This window comes from Streptomyces sp. NBC_00425 (assembly GCF_036030735.1).
In the GTDB taxonomy this organism is placed as follows: domain Bacteria; phylum Actinomycetota; class Actinomycetes; order Streptomycetales; family Streptomycetaceae; genus Streptomyces.
Map to the genome: position 1 here is coordinate 4830847 of NZ_CP107928.1, position 16358 is coordinate 4847204.

Genomic DNA, 16358 nt, shown 5'->3' on the forward strand with positions numbered 1-16358 from the left:
CCGTCCCGCCCGCCGCCCCGGTCGGGGCGGACTACGCCAGCCAGACCGTCGTGTCCGGATCCAGCCGGCCGTCGCCGGGCAGCGGGGTGCTGCTCAGCAGCACCTCCCCCGGCGGCAGCGGCACGGGCGCGTCCGACAGGTTGGCCACACAGCGCCAGCCGTCGCGGCGGGTGAAGGACAGCACGCCCGGCGGGGTCTCCGGCGCCCAGCTGAGCTCCTCGCCCTCCAGCAGCTTGCGGCGCAGGCGCAGCGCCGTGCGGTAGAGCTCCAGGGTGGAACCGGCCACGCCGTCCTGCGCCTCCACCGAGTGACGTGCGAAGGACGGCGGCTGCGGCAGCCACGCGCCGGCCGCCCCGAAGCCGTACGACGGGCCCGTCCTCGTCCACGGCAACGGCACCCGGCAGCCGTCGCGACCCTTGCGGACCCGGCCGGTCTGCTCCCACACCGGGTCCTGGAGGACGTCCTCGGGCAGGTCGGCGACCTCGGGCAGGCCCAGCTCCTCCCCCTGGTAGAGATACGACGAACCGGGCAGCGCCAGCATGAGCAGCGTCGCCGCCCGCGCCCGGCGCAGACCGGCCCGCTCGTCGACGCGCGGGGCACGGCCGCCGGACAGCAGCCAGGCGTCGTGGTCCGTGCCCGGAGCGAGCATGAGCCGGGAGGCGTGGCGCACGACGTCGTGGTTGGACAGCACCCAGGTGGCCGAGGCGCCGACGGCCCGTGCGGCGGCGAGCGAGTCCGTGACCACCGCGCGGATCTCCTCCGCGTCCCAGCCGGCTTGCAGGTACTCGAAGTTGAACGCCTGGTCGAGTTCGTCCCGACGGGCGTAGAGGGCACGGCGGTCGCCCGGGACCCATGCCTCGGCGACGGCCGTGCGGGGCGGGGTGTACGCGTCGAGGACGCGGCGCCAGTCGCGGTAGATCTCGTGGACCTCGTCGCGGTCGAAGAAGGGGTGGGTGCCCGGAGCCAGCCGGGCGAGGCCGGCGTCGCCGCTGAGCTCCGGCGCGCCCAGGTCGCGCAGGGGCTCGGCCAGGTCCTTGGCGAGGGCGTGGGCCACGTCGACGCGGAAGCCGTCGACGCCCCGGTCGGACCAGAAGCGCAGCGTGGTGCGGAAGTCCTCGCGGACCTCCTCGCGGTCCCAGTTCAGGTCGGGCTGCTCACGGGCGAACAGGTGGAGGTACCACTGGCCGTCGGGGACGCGCTGCCATGCGCTGCCGCCGAACACGGACCGCCAGTCGGTGGGCGGGAGCGCGCCGCCCGGGCCGCGACCGTCACGGAAGACGTAGCGGTCGCGGGCGGGGGCGCCGGGGCCGGCGGCCAGCGCCTCCTGGAACCAGGGGTGCCGGTGGGAGGTGTGGTTCGGCACGAGGTCGACGATCACCTTCAGGCCGAGCCGGTGGGCCTCGGCGGTGAGGGCGTCGAAGTCGGCCAGGGAGCCCAGGCGCGGGTCGACGTCCCGGTGGTCGGCGACGTCGTATCCGCCGTCGGCGAGCTCGGACGGATAGAACGGGGAGAGCCAGAGGGCGTCCACGCCGAGGGCGGCGAGATGGGGGAGCCTGTCGGTGACGCCCCGCAGGTCCCCGAGGCCGTCCCCGTCGGCGTCGGCGAAGCTGCGCGGATAGACCTGGTAGACGACGGCCTGACGCCACCAGTCGGGGCGGTGCGGGGAGAAAACGGTCATGCACCCAAGTCTGTCCACTGTGCCCGAAAAGTGAACGTCGGACTCTTCGGAACAGATCATTCCGTACATGGGGAACATGTGGCGGAATCTTGAACTCCCCAGGGTTTGACGCAGGTTGACAGGCATCCGGCATGCACACGACGATGGGCACACGCTGTGGCCTCTGTGACACGTGTGGCCTTCGTGGCAGCCGTGACCGATGAGCCCGGCGATCTTCTCCGCTGCTCTTCTCCGCTGTCCTTCATCTCCGCTGTCCTCCTGCTCCGCCGCTTCTCTGCCCTTCTGCTCCGCTGCTCTTCTGACGCCCTGGGCTGATGCCGTCTTCTGATCCGACCGGTCAGCCCGGGCGAACTCGCCAAGAACGGGATCCCTATGTCCATAGCGAGAACTGTCACCGTGCGCCGCCTGCTGGGGGCGGGCGCCGTGTCGCTCACCCTGTGCGCCGCCTCCGTCGCCGCCGCCTCCATGGCCTTCGCGGACACCGGGACGCCCGGCGGCGACGGCTGGAAGTCCGGCGGACACTACCGGCCGGGGACGGGCGCGGGCACCGAGACGCAGACCGACCGCTGCCAGTTCTCGCTCGACGGAACGCAGTTCTTCGACTCGGTGCGCGTCGACGACCAGAACCTCAAGCCGACCCAGGACGGCAAGATCCACGTCAAGGTCCGCGCCGCCGGCGACGCGACGACGTGCACCGCCTCCCTGGCCTCCTACCTCGCCCACGGCTCCAGCTTCGGCACCTCCGGTGAGCAGGTCTTCGTCGACTTCGACACCGTGACCGTCAAGCCCGGCCAGACCGAGAGCCTCGACATCGCCGTGCCCGACGCGGGCTGCTTCGCCCAGATCGACCTCTACCGCGGCGCGGTCAAGTTCGACGGCAAGCTCGACGCGAAGGACGGCTTCGTCCACGGCGACCTGCCGAAGGGTCCGAACCGTCCGGTCATCAAGGACAAGCTGATCGCCGCCTGGAACGGCGGCACGAAGGACTGCACGGTCACCGAGCAGCCGCCGAACACCCCGCCGACCGCGCCGTCGGGCAGTGCGTCCGCCAGCCCGTCGGGCTCCCCTTCCGCCACGCCGTCGACCCCGTCCGGGAGCGACACCACGTCGCCGTCCGCCTCGCCCTCCGAGAGCGGCTCGCCGACCCCGTCCGCCTCCGAGTCGACCACCGCGCCCGCCCCCACGCCCAACGGCGGCGGCGGCGGCGACCTCGCCGAGACCGGCGCGAGCAGCGACACGCCCCTGATCGCGGGCGGCGCTGCGGCGCTGCTGGCGGGCGGCGCGGCGATCGTCGTCGCCACGCGGCGCCGCAAGGCCACGCGCGCCTGACGCACCGGCGGGCACAGGGTGAAGGGACGGCCGTACCGGATGACGGGACGGCCGTTCCGCTGTTCCTAGACGCCCTCCACCGCGGTCAGCCACAGCTTCACGTACCGCTCCACGTCCACGTCCAACGCCACGTCCACGAGGGTCTGTTCGCGCACGCCCTCGTGGATCTCGGACTCACCGGGGCGCGGCCTGCGGTCGACGACCGTCTGGCCGCGGGCCGGGCCGGGGGCGAGGGAGACCTCGACCGGGAGCAGCTCGGTGGTCAGGCCCGCCGGGTCGGCCACCGCGCACAGCGCGCCCGCGTCGCCCAGGCCACCGGTGGGCGTGGGGTCGCCGGAGCTCGCCGGGTCACGGTGCGCGAGCAGTGCGCCCGCGAGCTTCAGACGCGGCTCCGCGCTCGCCCGCAGCCGTGCCACGTCCGCCGCCGGGACCAGCACCCGCTGGAAGACGTCCAGGCCGTACATCGTGATCGGCACGCCCGCGGTCAGCAGGATCGCCGCCGCCTCCGGGTCGTGCCACACGTTGAACTCCGCGACCGGCGTGGCGTTCCCCGTGGTCACCGCGCCGCCCATGAACACGATCCGCTCGATGTTGCGGGTCACCTCCGGGTGGGTGCGCAGCAGCAGGGCGATGTTCGTCAGCGGCGCGGTGGGGACGAGGGTGACCGGGCGCGGGGAGGCCAGGATCTCGCGGCGCAACAGGGTCACCGCGTCCACGTCGACCGGACGGCGGGTGGGCGCGGGCAGGCCCAGGTCGCCCATGCCGTCCTGACCGTGCACGTGCGACGCCGTGCGGACGGGCTCGATGAGCGGCCGTTCGGCGCCCCGGGCGACCGGGATGTCCCCCGCGCCCGCGTGCTCCAGCACGGTGAGCGTGTTGCGGACCACCCCGTCCACGTCGGTGTTCCCCGCCACACAGGTCACCGCCCGCACGTCCAGGCCGGGATGGCGTACGGCGAACAGCAGGGCGAGGGCGTCGTCGACTCCGGTGTCGCAGTCGATGATCACGGGAATGGGCTGTTCGGACAGTTCGTTCACCGCGTTCCGCTCGGTCGGCTTGCTTTCCTCGGTCACCAGGGACTCCTTCCGCACCACCGTCGTCCACGACCCTATGCGGGAGCGCTCAGTCCCACAGCGCGGTTCCGCGGGCCGCCGCCCGCTCCGCGATCCGCCCGACCAGGTCGCCGACGGGCAGCTCACCGGGCCGGCGGCCGTCGCGCAGCCGCAGCGCGGCCCGCTCCGCGCGGGCCTCCCGCTCCCCGATCACCGCCTGGTACGGCGCGAGCCGCGCCGCCCGCACCCGCGCACCGAGGCTGCCCTGCTCGGGGCCCGCGAGCTCCGCCCGCAGCCCGGCGGCCGACGCCCGGCCCACCAGGTCCGCCGCCGCGTCCCGCTGCGCCTCCGACACCGGCAGCACGACCAGCTGCACCGGCGCCAGCCAGACCGGGAACGCCCCGCCGTGCTCCTCGATCAGGTGGGCGACGACCCGCTCCACACTGCCGACGACACTGCGGTGCACCATCACCGGGCGGTGCTTCGCCCCGTCGGCGCCTACATAGTGCAGGTCGAAGCGTTCGGGCTGGTGGAAGTCGATCTGCACGGTGGAGAGGGTCGCCTCGCGGCCGGCGCGGTCGGTGATCTGCACGTCGATCTTCGGGCCGTAGAAGGCGGCCTCGCCCTCCGCCTCCTCGTAGGCGACGCCGGCGCCGTCCAGTACCTCCCTGAGCAGCGCGGTGGCCCGCCGCCACAGCTCCGGGTCGGCCACGTACTTGCCGCCCTCGCCGGGCAGCGAAAGCCGGTGACGGGAGGCGCGGATGCCCAGGTCGGCGTAGGCGCGGGCGATCAGGGCGAGCGCCGCGCGGGCCTCGTCGACCGCCTGCTCCAGGGTGCAGAACACGTGCGCGTCGTTGAGCTGGATGGCCCGCACGCGGGTCAGACCGCCCAGCACACCGGACGGCTCGGAGCGGTACATGCCGCCCAACTCGGCGATACGCAGGGGAAGTTCGCGGTAGCTGCGGGACCGGGAACGGTAGATGAGCGCGTGGTGGGGACAGAGACTGGGCCGCAGGACGACCTGTTCGGCCCCCAGTTCCATCGGCGGGAACATGTCCTCGCTGTAGTGCGCCCAGTGGCCGGAGATCTCGTACAGCTCGCGTTTGCCGAGCACCGGCGAGTACACGTGCCGGTAGCCGGCGGCCCGTTCGGTCTCCCGGACGTACTCCTCCAGGGTGTGCCGGACGATCGCCCCGTCCGGCAGCCAGTACGGCAGGCCCGCGCCGATCAGGGGGTCGGTGTCGAACAGGCCGAGTGCGCGGCCGAGACGGCGGTGGTCCCGCTCCTGACCGGGGTCGGGTCCCTCGCCTTCCCCTCCCGGACCGTGGCCGGGGCCAAGGCCGTGACCGGGGTCGAGGCGGTCGTCGGAGGCGTGACAGGCGTGACCGGGGGCGGAGTGGCTGTCGTTCACGGGGGGCTCCCTCGCTCGGGGCGGGGCGAGGCGGAACCGGGAACGGCGAAGCCCCGGGGCACTCACCCCGGGGCTTCGGACATCCAGTCATGTCATGGATCAGCGCGCCGGGACGTTCTCCGGCGTCGTCGTGCGGGACGGCTGGGCGCGCTTCATGCCGGCCACCCTAACGACGGCGAACCACGGCACGCCATCTCTTTTTCCGCGCCTCCATTCCCCCTTGCCCGCCTCCCGCTGCCCGCGCCTCCCCTTTCCCGCCGTCGCCCACCCGCCCGCACCAACGCCGGTAACCCGTACGGACCGCCGCACTGGTCGCCCCGGTGCACCGGTGCTGACGTGGGAGAAAGCACCTCGGATCGCCCGGCGCCGGCATCGGCCCCGGCGCCCGCGCCCACTCCTGGAGGCACCCCGATGACCCGCCGCCCCCTCCTGGCCTCCACGCTCCTGCTCACCGCCGTCACCGCCCTCACCTCCGGCTGCGCCACCCTCGGCCTGGAGCATCCGCCGACCGCCGCTCCCGCCACCCCCACCGTCGAGCGGTCGTCGGCGAAGCCGTCCGCGCCGCCCGCGTCGGCAGGACTCACCAAGGCTCAGGCGCAGGCCGCCCTCATCACCGAGCGGGACCTCGGCGCGCCGTGGACCCCGACCCGCGGCGCCGCCACCTGGCGGGACGGGATGCTCAAGGCGACGGCCTCGCCCGCCGACTGCCAACGGTTCCTCGACGACCTCTACGCCGACGAGCTGCTCGGCGGACCGGCCCGCGCGGTCGTCGCGCTCGACGATCCCGACTCCGGCGCCCAGCTCCGCTACCAGCTCACCGGCAGCCGCCCGGCGGACGTGGACCGCAGCCTGGCCCGGCTGAGGACGCTGCCGCAGACGTGCGCCCGGTTCACCGCCGAGGCGGCCGGCGACGCCGTGCTCGACGTGCAGGTATCCGAGCTGCCCCTGCCGGAGGTGGGCGACGTCCGGCAGGGGCTCCGGGTCACGCTGACGCGCTGGGCGGGCGCCGGGGAGACCACCCGGGACGACGCCGGACAGGCCCCCGCCGAGAACGCCGGCGGCGACCCGACGGTCCTCACCCTGGACGTCGCCGCCGTACGGGCGGGCGAGGACGCCTTCGCCCTCACCAACGGCGGTCTCGACGACGCCCCCAACGCCGCGACCCAGGCGGCCGTGCAACTGGGCGTGCGCCGGCTGGCGGATGTCAGGAAGCAGGGGAGGGCGCAGATCTGAGCAACCGGGGTCACCGCCGGGGACGCTCCGCGGCGGTGGCCCCCTCAGAAGTCCGGGTCGTCGAACCGCGTGCGGTGCGCGACCACGTCGTGCGCGAGTTCCAGCACCGTGCGGTCCCCCGCGAAGGCGTGTCCCCGCAGGAGCGCCAGCGCCTCGTCCGCGGTGACCCCGAGCTGGGCCATCAGCATGCCGACGGCCCGGTACACCTCGCCGTGGTCGGTGGCCAGCGGGCTGAGCCAGAGACCGGCGCCGTCCCGGCCGTCCTGCTCGTCCCGGGGCAGCGTCAGCAGCGCCGCCGTCACGACGTCGGCCACCACTCGCGCGGTGTGCACGTCCTCGACGGTGAGCTCGCCGGGGACGTCACGGTAGAGGTCGAGGGTGCCCACGCACACCGCGCGGTCGCCCAACGGCAGCGCGTACACCGACCGGACCCCGGCGGCCGCCGCCTGCTGCGCGAACACCGGCCAGCGTCCGGCGTCCCGGCTCGACGTCAGGTCGGGGGCGACGACCACGGCGCCGGTCTCGGCGGCCTCCAGACCGGGCCCGTCCCCCAGCGTGACCTCCATCTCCAGCACGTAGGCCGCGCCCTCCCCGCTCGCTCCCAGCGGCACGGGCATCCCCACGCCGCGCAGCGACACGCTCGCACCGCTCACCGGCAGCAGCTTCAGCACGGCGTCGCACAGCCGCTGCGGCACGTCCTGGGCGACGGCGTCGACCGTCTCCCGGGCGATGACGTCGGCGATCCGGTCCCGCTCCCGGTCGGTCACGGCCGTCACCTCCGTCCGCAGGTCCGCCCGGCCGTCCGCCCGACGTGCGCTCCGTCCGCCGAGTACCCAGGACCCACCGCGAAAACCGGCGCCACAACGGCTCCCACAGCGGATCTCGCAGCGAGTGCCACAGCGGGTCTCTCAGCAGGTGTCACGGCGATGGTCGGCGGGAGGCCCCGGGGCACCCGGGCGGGGGAGTCACCGAGGTGACTGCGCCGGAGAGCTACAAGGGCGGCTGCGCCGGGGCGGGGCCCAGCGTCGTCGTCCCGGGCGCCGTGCGGTGGCCGAGGCCCGTGCGGTACGCGTCGAGCGCCGCCTCCACCCGCCCCGTACGCCGCAGCAGGTCTCCCAGCATCCGGCACAGGTCGGCGAGGTCCCCGGCCGCGCCCGCACGCTCCAGCAGACTGAGCGCACGCACATAGTGCTCCTCGGCCGCCTCCGTGTCGCGGGCGTCCTCGGCGATGATGCCGAGGAGACGGTGGGCGCCCGCCGCGTGCACGGCGCCACGCTCGGGGGACAGGTCACCGAGCACCTCCCGCAGCAGCGCGGCGGCCTCCTCCGACCTGCCGCGCCGGTGCAGCACGTCGGCCAGCTCCACGGCCACCTGACTGCTGTAGAGGGCGGCGCGCTGAGCCGAGAGCATGGCCTGAGCCTGCCTCAACTCGTCCTCGGCACGCCCCAGTTCACCGTTCTGGGCGTAGACGTAACCGCGCATCCAGTGACAGTTGGCGAGTTCGGTGCGCAGCTGGAGCTGACGGTACAGCTCGGCGGCCTTCGCGAGCGAGGCGTCGGCCTCCGCGAGACGCCCCTCGGCGAGCAGCGTGCGGGCCACCGAGCGGTGCATCCGGGCGACCAGTGCGGGGTCGGCGACCTGCGGCGCGAGCGCCAGGGCGAACTCGGCCGCCTGCGCCGCACGAGCCGCCGCGCCCATGTCCATGTACGGGCCGATGACCGACGCGTAGAGGAGCAGGAGCGCGTCCGGGTCGTGCAGTCCGCCCCGGTTGAGCTCGTCGAGGGTGGACTCCAACAGGTAGACGGCATAGCGCAGTTCGCCGGCCAGGTAGTGGGCGACGGCGCGGCCGCGCAGGGCGGGGACGCGCGCGGTCAGCGGGGCGTCGGCGAGACGGCTCTCGGCCCGCTCGAAGAAGTCGCGGGCCGCGTCCAGGTCCCCGGTGTCGATCCCGCACTCGCCGAGCCCGAGCAGCGCGGTGGCCTGTTCCTCGTCCAGCACGTGCTGCTCCGCCTCGGCCAGCAGCGCGCGGTACTGCCGTGCCGCCTCCTCGGCTTCCCCGGTGGCCAGCGCGCGCTGGGCCTCGGTGAGCCGCAGCCGCAGATCGGTGACGAGACGTGCGGGCCGGCCGGTCGCCAGTTCCTCGAAGTCGACGCCGAGCCGCTCGGCGAGGTGTCTGAGAGCCTCGTCCGAGGGCCGCACCCGGCCTGCCTCCAGCGTGGAGACGTAGGCAGGGGTGTAGGTCGGCTCGGCCAGCTGGCGCTGGGTCAGTCCCCGCTCGACGCGCAACCGCTGCACCCGGCGTCCGACGACCTCCGGCTCGTCCCGCTCCACCACTCCCGGATCCCCCAACCGCCCTTGCAGCTCTTGCCGTTGGAGCATCCCAGCCCCTAGGTTAAACAGTGAGTTAAGCACGCTTAACCGCTTGCTGACGCGAGTATCGCAGTCGCCGACGTTGCGAGGTAGCCGTGTCCGGAAACCCCTCCGCGCACCCTTCGGCACGCCCCTCCGCGCCCTATGCGAGAGCCCTTGCGGCGGCACTCCTGACGGTCACGGCCCTGGTCGCCGCCGCCAACGCGGGCCCGACCGCCACCACCGACACGGCTCCGCCCTCGCCGACGGCCCAACAGGACGCGGCCGGCCACCGCTGACACCGAAAGCCGGGCGACGCCGCGGGCGGCGGCGGGCGGAAGCCGGACGAGAGCCGGACGCCGGCCAGGCGGGAGCCGGACGCCGGCCAGGCGGGAGCCGGACGCCGGCCAGGCGGGAGCCGGGCTCAGCCCCGGGTCGTCTGCAGCTGCCGCAACTGCTGCCGGACGTGGTCCAGCGCGCCCTCGCGCCGACCCGGCACCCGGGCCCGCAACTCCGCGATCGCCTGCCCCAGCGCCCGGGCCCGCGTCACGTCGGGGATCCGCCCCCACTGGTGGTGCGCCCGGTCGGCCGCCGCCTCCACGGCGGGCGCGTCGACCGGCTGCCCGGCCTCCAGCCGGGCGAAGGCGACCGTCATCCAGGTGCGGCAGCTGCGCTCGGCGTCCCCCGCGAACATCGCCAGGTCCGCCCGCACCTCGGACCAGTGCAAGGCGTCCTCGGACCCCGGCCCGTACGACGCGGCCGCGGCCTGCTCAAGCCCTGCGGCGAGAACGTCGGCGTCGGCGTGGCGTCCGGACCGGACGGCGGTGGAGATGGCCTCGTGCGGATCGAGGTCACGCCTCTCCCGCCCACCCCGGGACACCCCGTCCCAGGCCGCCGCCGGCCCGGGCACCCGGGGCCGCACGCCGACGGGGACGGGGTCCCCGTCCTGCATGGCGGTGGCGGGAGGTGCGGCAGGGGTGGCGGCGGGAGGCGCGGCCGGAGCCGCGGAGGCGATCGGGACCGGGGCGGCGGCCGACTCCGCGGGCGCGACCGGCACCGCCGGGGCTGCGGGCCCGACGAAGGCGGGAACGGACGAGGAAGGGGCCGACGCCGCAGGCGCGGCAGGCCCGGCAGAGGCCGAGGCGGCCGGCACCGCCGGGGCTGCGGGCCCGACGAAGGCGGAGGCGGCCCCGGCCGCGGAAGCGGCGGGCACGACCGCGTCGGCCGGCCTGCCGTAGACGGACACGACCGGCGCGGCAGGGCCGACGGGCAGACCCGGGGCGCCGGGCACGACCGTGTCGACCGGCACGACGGGGCCGTTCGGGACGAGCGGGCCGTTCGGGACGAGCGGGCCGTTCGGGACGACGACGGCAGCGGGCACGTGAGAGCCGACGGATATGACGGAAGCGGCCGGTACGACAGGCGGGACGGGCGCGACGGAACCGCCAAGAACGACAGGCGCGCCGGGAACGACGGAACCGTCAGGTACGCCGGGGCCCGCGGGGGATCGGGAAGCGTCAGGTACGCCGGGGCCCGCGGGGGCTCCTGTGATTGCCGGGACTGCGGCCGTGGTCGGCGGTGCGACGGAGAACGCGGGCGGGGCGGGAACGCCGGCGACCGCGGGGACCGCCGCGGCCGGCGGCGCCACGGCGGACGTGGGCCGGACCGGGGCGAGCGGGGCGGCGACCTGCGCGGCTGAGCCGGAGAGCACCAGGTCGCCGACCTCACCGTCCCCGGCGATCCGGGTCAGCGCCGCCTGGTGCAGCCGCTCGACCGCCGGACGGCCCCCGCTGCGCAGTATCGTCGCGACCGCCTTCATGTACGTCGGCACGGCGACCTCCCGCCGGCCCGGCGGCGGCGCGATCCGCCCGTAGACGGCGGTCGCGGGCCCGCAGTCCAGCGGGTTGCCGCGCAGCCACTGCCAGGTCTCCGGGTCCGCGCGCAGATCGAGCACGGCCGTCGTGGTCCCGGCCGCCCGCAGCCGCAGCTCCTCCCGGAACCAATGCCAGGGGAAGCCCGTGTAGCGCACGGTGGAGGGCGTCGTCCGGGCGAGCGCCAGGTGCGGCAGTCGCTGCCGCCGGTCGAGTTGCAGCTGCCCCGTGACGAACAGGGTCAGCGGGCCGGGCGCGGTCGCGGCGGCCCGCAGCCGGGTGAGCACGGCCTGCGGCTCCAGCGGATCGGCGAGCTCGACGACGTTCGCGGTGTCGGCGCCGGCCAGTACGGGAGGCGGCACGGCCGCCAGCACGGGGAGCACGGACGCCGCGTCGACCAGACACCCCTTGCCCCTGGGCGAGGCCGCGAGCAGCAGCACGGTTCCGGGCATGGTCCCCTCCCGCATGTCCCCTCCCCTGTCGATCACGTACCTCAGCACCGTAACCGCTGCTGCTGCAAAGGGGAGCCTCAGGACTGCAAACCTCCCCTTACGGGGCCTTCGTCGCCCTTCGCGGACCGCGGACCGGGCGCGCCGTCGCCGGACTTCCGCACGCAATCCGCGCATCCGACTTGCCACCGCCCCCGCCCAGGTGTGCCCTGGAAGGCAGGGGCGAGGAGAGAGGAGTCCTCTCATGGCTCATGCGGCACCCGCGTCAGGCGTACGGACCCGGTCGGCACCGACCCGTACCCCCGACGTCTTCAGCGAACGGACCCACCGGGCCGCGGAGTGGACGACAGCCGTGGGGCTGGGCCTCGTCTACGGCTACTGGGTCGCGGCCAACAACCGCGCCGGAGGCCCCATCACCGGCTGGAACCTGCTGCTCGGCTTCGTGAGCGCGTTCGCGTTCGCGGTGCTCTGGCTGGGCGTGCACGCCGTCGCCCCGCGGCTGCGGCGCGAACTGCACGCCGGGCTGTGGGCGATGTTCGCAGGCTGCGCCTTCGGCTTCATGTACAGCGAGACCGGCGCGAGCGTGCTGCGGTCGACCGGCTGGGCGCTGGCGGTCGCGGCGTCCACCTTCGCGGCGCTGTTCTTCCGCTTCTACGCGCGTGAGGACGCGGACGGAAACCGCATCCGCTAGGCCCCAGGAGGGACGCATCCGCACCCGGGCCCCGGCGGTGTTCCGCCGGGGCCCGGGTCTTCCCTCATCCCTCCACTCACCGGCCGGCCGGAACCCACTCCCAGCCGTCCGACGAGGCTTCTGACGTCCCGGAGACGCTGAAGCTCCAGGTGCCGGAGAAGCTGAACGACCCGGAGCCCGACGCGGCGAACGAGCTGTCGGTGAACGGGTCGTTCCAGTTCGTCCAGTCGCCGTCCTTCCACCGCGGGCACGGGTCGGCGCAGGCGGGCACGTGTGCGCGGCCGACGTCCACGAAGGCGGCGCTCGCCCAGCCCTGGGCGCCGTAGAGCCAGTACCAGTCCGGGTTGCCGTTCACGCTCTGCCCCTTGACCATGCACTGCACCAGGTCATGGCTGCCGGGCGCGAGCGCCGCCACGACCGGCGCGTGGGTCGTGGGTTGCTGTCGCACGTTCAGCTCGGTGCGGGAGACGACGGTGCCCCGGACCGGATCGTCGCCGCCGTTGCCGGTGGACGGGGCGGGCGCGGCGGTGGCGCCGCTCGCCGCGACGGCCAGGGAGCCGCCGGCGAGCAGGGCCGCGGCCAGGGTCCGCAGGGCCACAGTGGTGCGCATGATCGGCCTCCTTCTCCCCAGAACCAGGAAACACCCGTTCGGGGGAACCCTCCACCGGAGGGCGTGACCGGGACGCCACCCGTACGGCCGTCATGGGCTCGCGCTCCCCGCCCCGGGCCCGTTGCCTGGAGACGTGTCCCGAAGCCTGCGGACCGCTCTCTCGGCCGCCCTCATCGCCCTGTGCTGCCTGCTGGTGCCGTTCGGCGCACTAGCGGCGTGGGCCGCGTACGGCCTCACCGACACGCGCAGTTACGTCACCACGATGGCGCCGCTCGCCTCCGACCCCGACGTCCGGGACGCGATCGCCGACACCGTGGGCGACGGGGTGGCGCGCGAGGCCGGGATGAACCCGCTCTTCCTGCGCGACGCGTTCCGCTCGTTCACCGCGACCCGCGCCTACCGCACCGCGTGGGACGCGGGCAACGAGGCGGCGCACACCGCGGTCATGCGGGCGCTCCAGGACGACCGGGCCGGCCGCGACGGACGTCCCGTCACCGTGGACCTGGCGACCGTCACCACGCCCCTCAAGCAGCAGCTGACGGTGGATCACGTGCCGTTCGCCGCACGCATCCCCATCGAGCACACACAGGTGGCACTGCTTCCGTCCGACGACCTGGCCGCACTCCGGAAGGGCTACCACGTGCTCGACGTCGCAGGCTTCTGGCTGCCTCTGGCGGCCGTCGTGTTCGGGGTGGCGGGCATCGCGGTGGCGGCCTGCCGCCGCCGGGCCGTCACGGCGACCGCCCTCGGCACCGCGCTCGGCGGCGCGTTCCTGGGCCTCGCGGTCGCCCTCGGCCGCCGTCTGACCCTCGACGACCTCCCCGACGGGGCTCACCGCCCGGCCGCCGGCGCGGTCTACGACGCCCTCACCGCCACCCTGCGCACGGCCTCCTGGCTGCTGCTGGCGCTGGGTCTGACGGTGGCCGCGGCGACCTGGCTGAGCGGCCCCGGCTCCCCGCTGGCCCGCTTCCTGCGACACCGGCGACACCCCGAGGCCCCCGCCGCGACGCCGGCTCCGACATCCCCTCCGGAGCCGACACACGTCAGGGCCTGACGGTCCGAAGCGCGACGGTCCCCGACCGGAGGGCGGCGCGACTCCGGGCGACGCCACGCGGCGCGGGCCGACGCGGCCCCGCGCGACGCGGCCCCGCGCGACGCGTCAAGGTTCGGGACGACACACGACCGGAGGTCACAAGACCCGAGGCCACACCACCCCGGACCACAAGGCGCGAGGCGGCGGTCGGGCCGCCCCCGGGTGAGGTGGATCGGGCCGCCCCCGGTGAGGTGAACGTGCCCGCGGCGGTCCGGCTCAGCCCACGCCGTGCGCCGCAGGTCCGCCCGCCGCGACGCCGGCCAGCACCCGCAGCGCCCGCGCGAGTTCGCGTTCCGTCGCCGACGCGAGTCCGAGCCGGACGGCGTCCGGGGTGCGGTGCGGGTCCACGGCGAACGCGGCGCCGGGAGTGACGGCGATGCCGTGGGCGGCCGCCGCGGCCGTGAAGGCGTCCGCCCGCCACGGCGCGGGCAGCTCCCACCAGGCGTAGTAGGCGCGCGGATCGGTGCGGACGGCGAACCCGTCGAGGCTCTCGGCGAGGATCGCCTGCCGACGTGCGGCGTCCGCCCGCTTCTCCTCGACGAGCCGCCGCACCACACCCTCCTGCGTCCACCGCACGGCCGCCTCCACGGCGAACCGGCCCGCGCTCCACCCGCCGGACCGGACCGCGGCCGCCGCCTCCCGGACCCGGTGCTCCGGCACGACGAGGAAGCCGACGGCCAGCCCCGGCGCGACCCGTTTGGACAGCCCGTCCACCACGTGGACCAGCCCGGGGGCGTGGACGGCGAGCGGCACGGCGTCCGGACGCAGAAACGACCAGATGCGGTCCTCGATGACGGACAGCCCCAACCCGACCGCGAGCAGCCCGAGTTCGCGCCTGCGGCCGTCGCCCGTGGTCGAGGACGTCGGATTGTGGAGCGTCGGCTGGAGGTAGAGCGCGGAGAGGGGCGCCGCGCGGTGGGCGGCGGCGATCGCGTCGGGCCGCACGCCTTCCGCGTCGCCGGCGAGCGGCACGAGCACCACACCCAGCCGCGCGGCGATCTCCTTGACCAGCGGATACGTCAGCTCCTCCACCCCGACCCGGCCGCCCGGCCGGACCAGCGAGGCGAGCGCTGCGGCGATGGCCTGGCGGGCGTTGCCGGTGAAGAGGAACCGGTCCGGCTCGGGCCGCCAGCCGGGGACGGCGAGCAGCCGGGCGGCGGCCTCGCGGGCGGCCGGCGTGCCGTCGGCGGCACCCGGCCGCAGGGCCTCGGCCAGCACGTCGGGCCGCAACAGCGGCGCGAGCACGGGCGCCAGCAGCTCCGACTGCCCAGGTGCCGAAGGGTAGTTGAGCTCCAGATTGACGGGTGCGACGGTGGCCGCCTCGACGAGCGCCCGTCCCTGCGCGGCGGGCGGCGCGGCCCGCACGAAGGTGCCCCGCCCCACCTCGCCCACCACCAGGCCGCGCCGCACGAGTTCGCCGTACACCCGCCCGGCCGTCGAGGGCGCGATGCGGTGCCGTCGGGCGAACCACCTCTGCGGGGGCAGCCGTTGGCCGGGACGCAGCCGCCCGGCGGCGATGTCGTCGGCGATGCGGTCGGCGATCGACCGGAAGTCGGCCATCGGAACACGGACCTTCCACGAGAGGGCGCCTGTGACGCCGGCGACGTCATCGGCCTCATTGCACCGAGAGCAAAGATCTTATTGCACCGAGCGGCGAGACCGCCCTACCGTCGCCACATGGCACCCTTCCTCGCATACGAGGACAAAGGAGCGGATACGCCTCAGGCGCTCCCCCTCGTCCTCGTCCACGGCCACCCCTTCGACCGCACCATGTGGACCCCGCAGATCGAGGCGTTCTCCGCCACCCGTCGGGTGATCGCCCCCGACCTGCGCGGCTACGGCGCGTCCCCGGTGGTCCCCGGCGTCACCCTGCTCTCCCGCTTCGCCGAGGACCTGGAGGAACTGCTCGACGACCTGAAGGCGGACGCGTTCGTCCTGGCCGGGCTGTCGATGGGAGGCCAGATCGCGATGGAGTGCTGCTCCCGCTTCGGCGACCGCGTCCGCGGCCTGGTCCTCGCCGACACCTCCCCCGCCCCGGAGACCCCCGGCGGCCGGACGGCGCGCAACGACATGGCGGACCGTCTGCTCGCCGAGGGCATGCGCGGCTACGCCGACGAGGTGCTCGAGAAGATGGTCGCCCCCACCGCACCCCCCGAGGTCAAGGCGCACGTCCACCGCATGATGACGTCCACCGACCCGGAGGGCGCCGCGGCGGCCCTGCGCGGCCGGGCCGAACGCCCCGACTACCGGCCCCTGCTGACCCGGGTCGCCGTCCCCGCCCTGGTCGTGGTCGGCGAGGACGACGCGTACACGCCGGTGTCGGACGCGGAGGCGATGCACGCCCTGCTCCCGCACTCCGTGCTGCACGTAGTCCGGGGCGCCGCCCACCTGCCGAACCTGGAACGGCCGACGGATTTCAACGAGGCCCTCGCACGGTTCCTGGCGACCGTGGAGCCGTAGCCCCGCCGTCGCCTCCACGCCGGCCACCCGCCGTCACCTGCGCGCCGGTCCCCCCGGGGGGCGCCGCCGCGCCGGTCCTCCGCCGTCGCCTCCGCGCCCGTCCCCGCCGTCGCCTGCGCGCTCATAATGAGC

At 75.0% G+C, this 16358-nt stretch carries 13 protein-coding genes and 1 pseudogene; 6 read left to right on the plus strand and 8 right to left on the minus strand.

Annotated features, from left to right (window positions below; genetic code table 11):
* Nucleotides 1-31: 31 nt before the first annotated feature.
* Entirely contained in the window at nt 32-1678 is a 1647-nt protein-coding gene (locus OHS82_RS20750) for a glycoside hydrolase family 13 protein (protein WP_057578009.1), read from the minus strand.
* A gap of 372 nt (nt 1679-2050) precedes the next feature.
* Here OHS82_RS20750 and OHS82_RS20755 point away from each other — a divergent pair, with 372 nt between their 5' ends.
* On the plus strand, nt 2051-3007 hold the full coding sequence (locus OHS82_RS20755) for an LAETG motif-containing sortase-dependent surface protein (protein WP_057578010.1): 957 nt from the start codon (nt 2051-2053) through the stop codon (nt 3005-3007).
* Nucleotides 3008-3072: 65 nt separating this feature from the next.
* On the opposite strand, the gene OHS82_RS20760 is transcribed toward OHS82_RS20755, so the two are convergent.
* Nucleotides 3073-4035: a nucleoside hydrolase gene (locus tag OHS82_RS20760; protein WP_057578177.1), complete on the minus strand. Its 963-nt coding sequence runs from the start codon at nt 4033-4035 to the stop codon at nt 3073-3075.
* Nucleotides 4036-4129: 94 nt separating this feature from the next.
* Nucleotides 4130-5470, minus strand: coding sequence for a threonine--tRNA ligase (gene thrS, locus OHS82_RS20765; protein WP_079041191.1), 1341 nt, complete (start codon nt 5468-5470; stop codon nt 4130-4132).
* A 411-nt stretch (nt 5471-5881) separates the two neighbouring features.
* On the opposite strand from thrS, the gene OHS82_RS20770 reads away from it, so the two are divergent.
* Entirely contained in the window at nt 5882-6703 is an 822-nt protein-coding gene (locus tag OHS82_RS20770; RefSeq protein ID WP_057578011.1) for a hypothetical protein, read from the plus strand.
* A 44-nt stretch (nt 6704-6747) separates the two neighbouring features.
* Here the strand turns inward: OHS82_RS20770 and OHS82_RS20775 are convergent, their stop codons facing one another.
* Both OHS82_RS20775 and OHS82_RS20780 read right to left on the minus strand, forming a co-directional pair.
* Complete coding sequence (locus tag OHS82_RS20775; RefSeq protein ID WP_057578012.1) at nt 6748-7470, minus strand: GAF and ANTAR domain-containing protein; 723 nt, start codon at nt 7468-7470, stop codon at nt 6748-6750.
* A 223-nt stretch (nt 7471-7693) separates the two neighbouring features.
* A complete protein-coding gene (locus OHS82_RS20780; protein WP_057578013.1) occupies nt 7694-9037 on the minus strand; it encodes a helix-turn-helix domain-containing protein in 1344 nt (447 codons plus the stop codon).
* Nucleotides 9038-9168: 131 nt separating this feature from the next.
* On the opposite strand from OHS82_RS20780, the gene OHS82_RS20785 reads away from it, so the two are divergent.
* Complete coding sequence (locus tag OHS82_RS20785) at nt 9169-9351, plus strand: hypothetical protein (protein WP_107105192.1); 183 nt, start codon at nt 9169-9171, stop codon at nt 9349-9351.
* Between the two features lie 1403 nt (nt 9352-10754).
* Here the strand turns inward: OHS82_RS20785 and OHS82_RS20795 are convergent.
* Nucleotides 10755-11375: pseudogene (locus OHS82_RS20795) on the minus strand (hypothetical protein); the annotation flags it as partial.
* A 241-nt stretch (nt 11376-11616) separates the two neighbouring features.
* Here OHS82_RS20795 and OHS82_RS20800 point away from each other — a divergent pair.
* A complete protein-coding gene (locus OHS82_RS20800) occupies nt 11617-12063 on the plus strand; it encodes a hypothetical protein (RefSeq protein WP_057578014.1) in 447 nt (148 codons plus the stop codon).
* A 76-nt stretch (nt 12064-12139) separates the two neighbouring features.
* Here the strand turns inward: OHS82_RS20800 and OHS82_RS20805 are convergent, their stop codons facing one another.
* The gene (locus tag OHS82_RS20805; protein WP_057578015.1) at nt 12140-12673 is read right to left on the minus strand and encodes a hypothetical protein; all 534 of its coding nucleotides are present in this window, start codon (nt 12671-12673) and stop codon (nt 12140-12142) included.
* A 133-nt stretch (nt 12674-12806) separates the two neighbouring features.
* Between OHS82_RS20805 and OHS82_RS20810 the strand changes: the two genes are divergently transcribed.
* A complete protein-coding gene (locus OHS82_RS20810) occupies nt 12807-13727 on the plus strand; it encodes a hypothetical protein (RefSeq protein WP_057578016.1) in 921 nt (306 codons plus the stop codon).
* Between the two features lie 255 nt (nt 13728-13982).
* On the opposite strand, the gene OHS82_RS20815 is transcribed toward OHS82_RS20810, so the two are convergent.
* Nucleotides 13983-15326 (minus strand): aminotransferase-like domain-containing protein, encoded by a 1344-nt coding sequence (locus OHS82_RS20815; protein ID WP_057578017.1) that lies wholly within the window; start codon nt 15324-15326, stop codon nt 13983-13985.
* A gap of 117 nt (nt 15327-15443) precedes the next feature.
* On the opposite strand from OHS82_RS20815, the gene OHS82_RS20820 reads away from it, so the two are divergent.
* Nucleotides 15444-16226 (plus strand): alpha/beta fold hydrolase, encoded by a 783-nt coding sequence (locus OHS82_RS20820; RefSeq protein WP_057578018.1) that lies wholly within the window; start codon nt 15444-15446, stop codon nt 16224-16226.
* The last annotated feature ends 132 nt before the right edge of the window (nt 16227-16358 follow it).

Excerpts from the sequence above, each read along its gene's own strand:
- OHS82_RS20820 (WP_057578018.1), top strand. The coding sequence starts at position 15,444 with ATGGCACCCTTCCTCGCATACGAGGACAAAGGAGCGGATACGCCTCAG.
- OHS82_RS20815 (WP_057578017.1), bottom strand. The coding sequence starts at position 15,326 with ATGGCCGACTTCCGGTCGATCGCCGACCGCATCGCCGACGACATCGCC.
- OHS82_RS20750 (WP_057578009.1), bottom strand. The coding sequence starts at position 1,678 with ATGACCGTTTTCTCCCCGCACCGCCCCGACTGGTGGCGTCAGGCCGTC.
- OHS82_RS20770 (WP_057578011.1), top strand. The coding sequence starts at position 5,882 with ATGACCCGCCGCCCCCTCCTGGCCTCCACGCTCCTGCTCACCGCCGTC.
- OHS82_RS20800 (WP_057578014.1), top strand. The coding sequence starts at position 11,617 with ATGGCTCATGCGGCACCCGCGTCAGGCGTACGGACCCGGTCGGCACCG.
- OHS82_RS20805 (WP_057578015.1), bottom strand. The coding sequence starts at position 12,673 with ATGCGCACCACTGTGGCCCTGCGGACCCTGGCCGCGGCCCTGCTCGCC.
- OHS82_RS20755 (WP_057578010.1), top strand. The coding sequence starts at position 2,051 with ATGTCCATAGCGAGAACTGTCACCGTGCGCCGCCTGCTGGGGGCGGGC.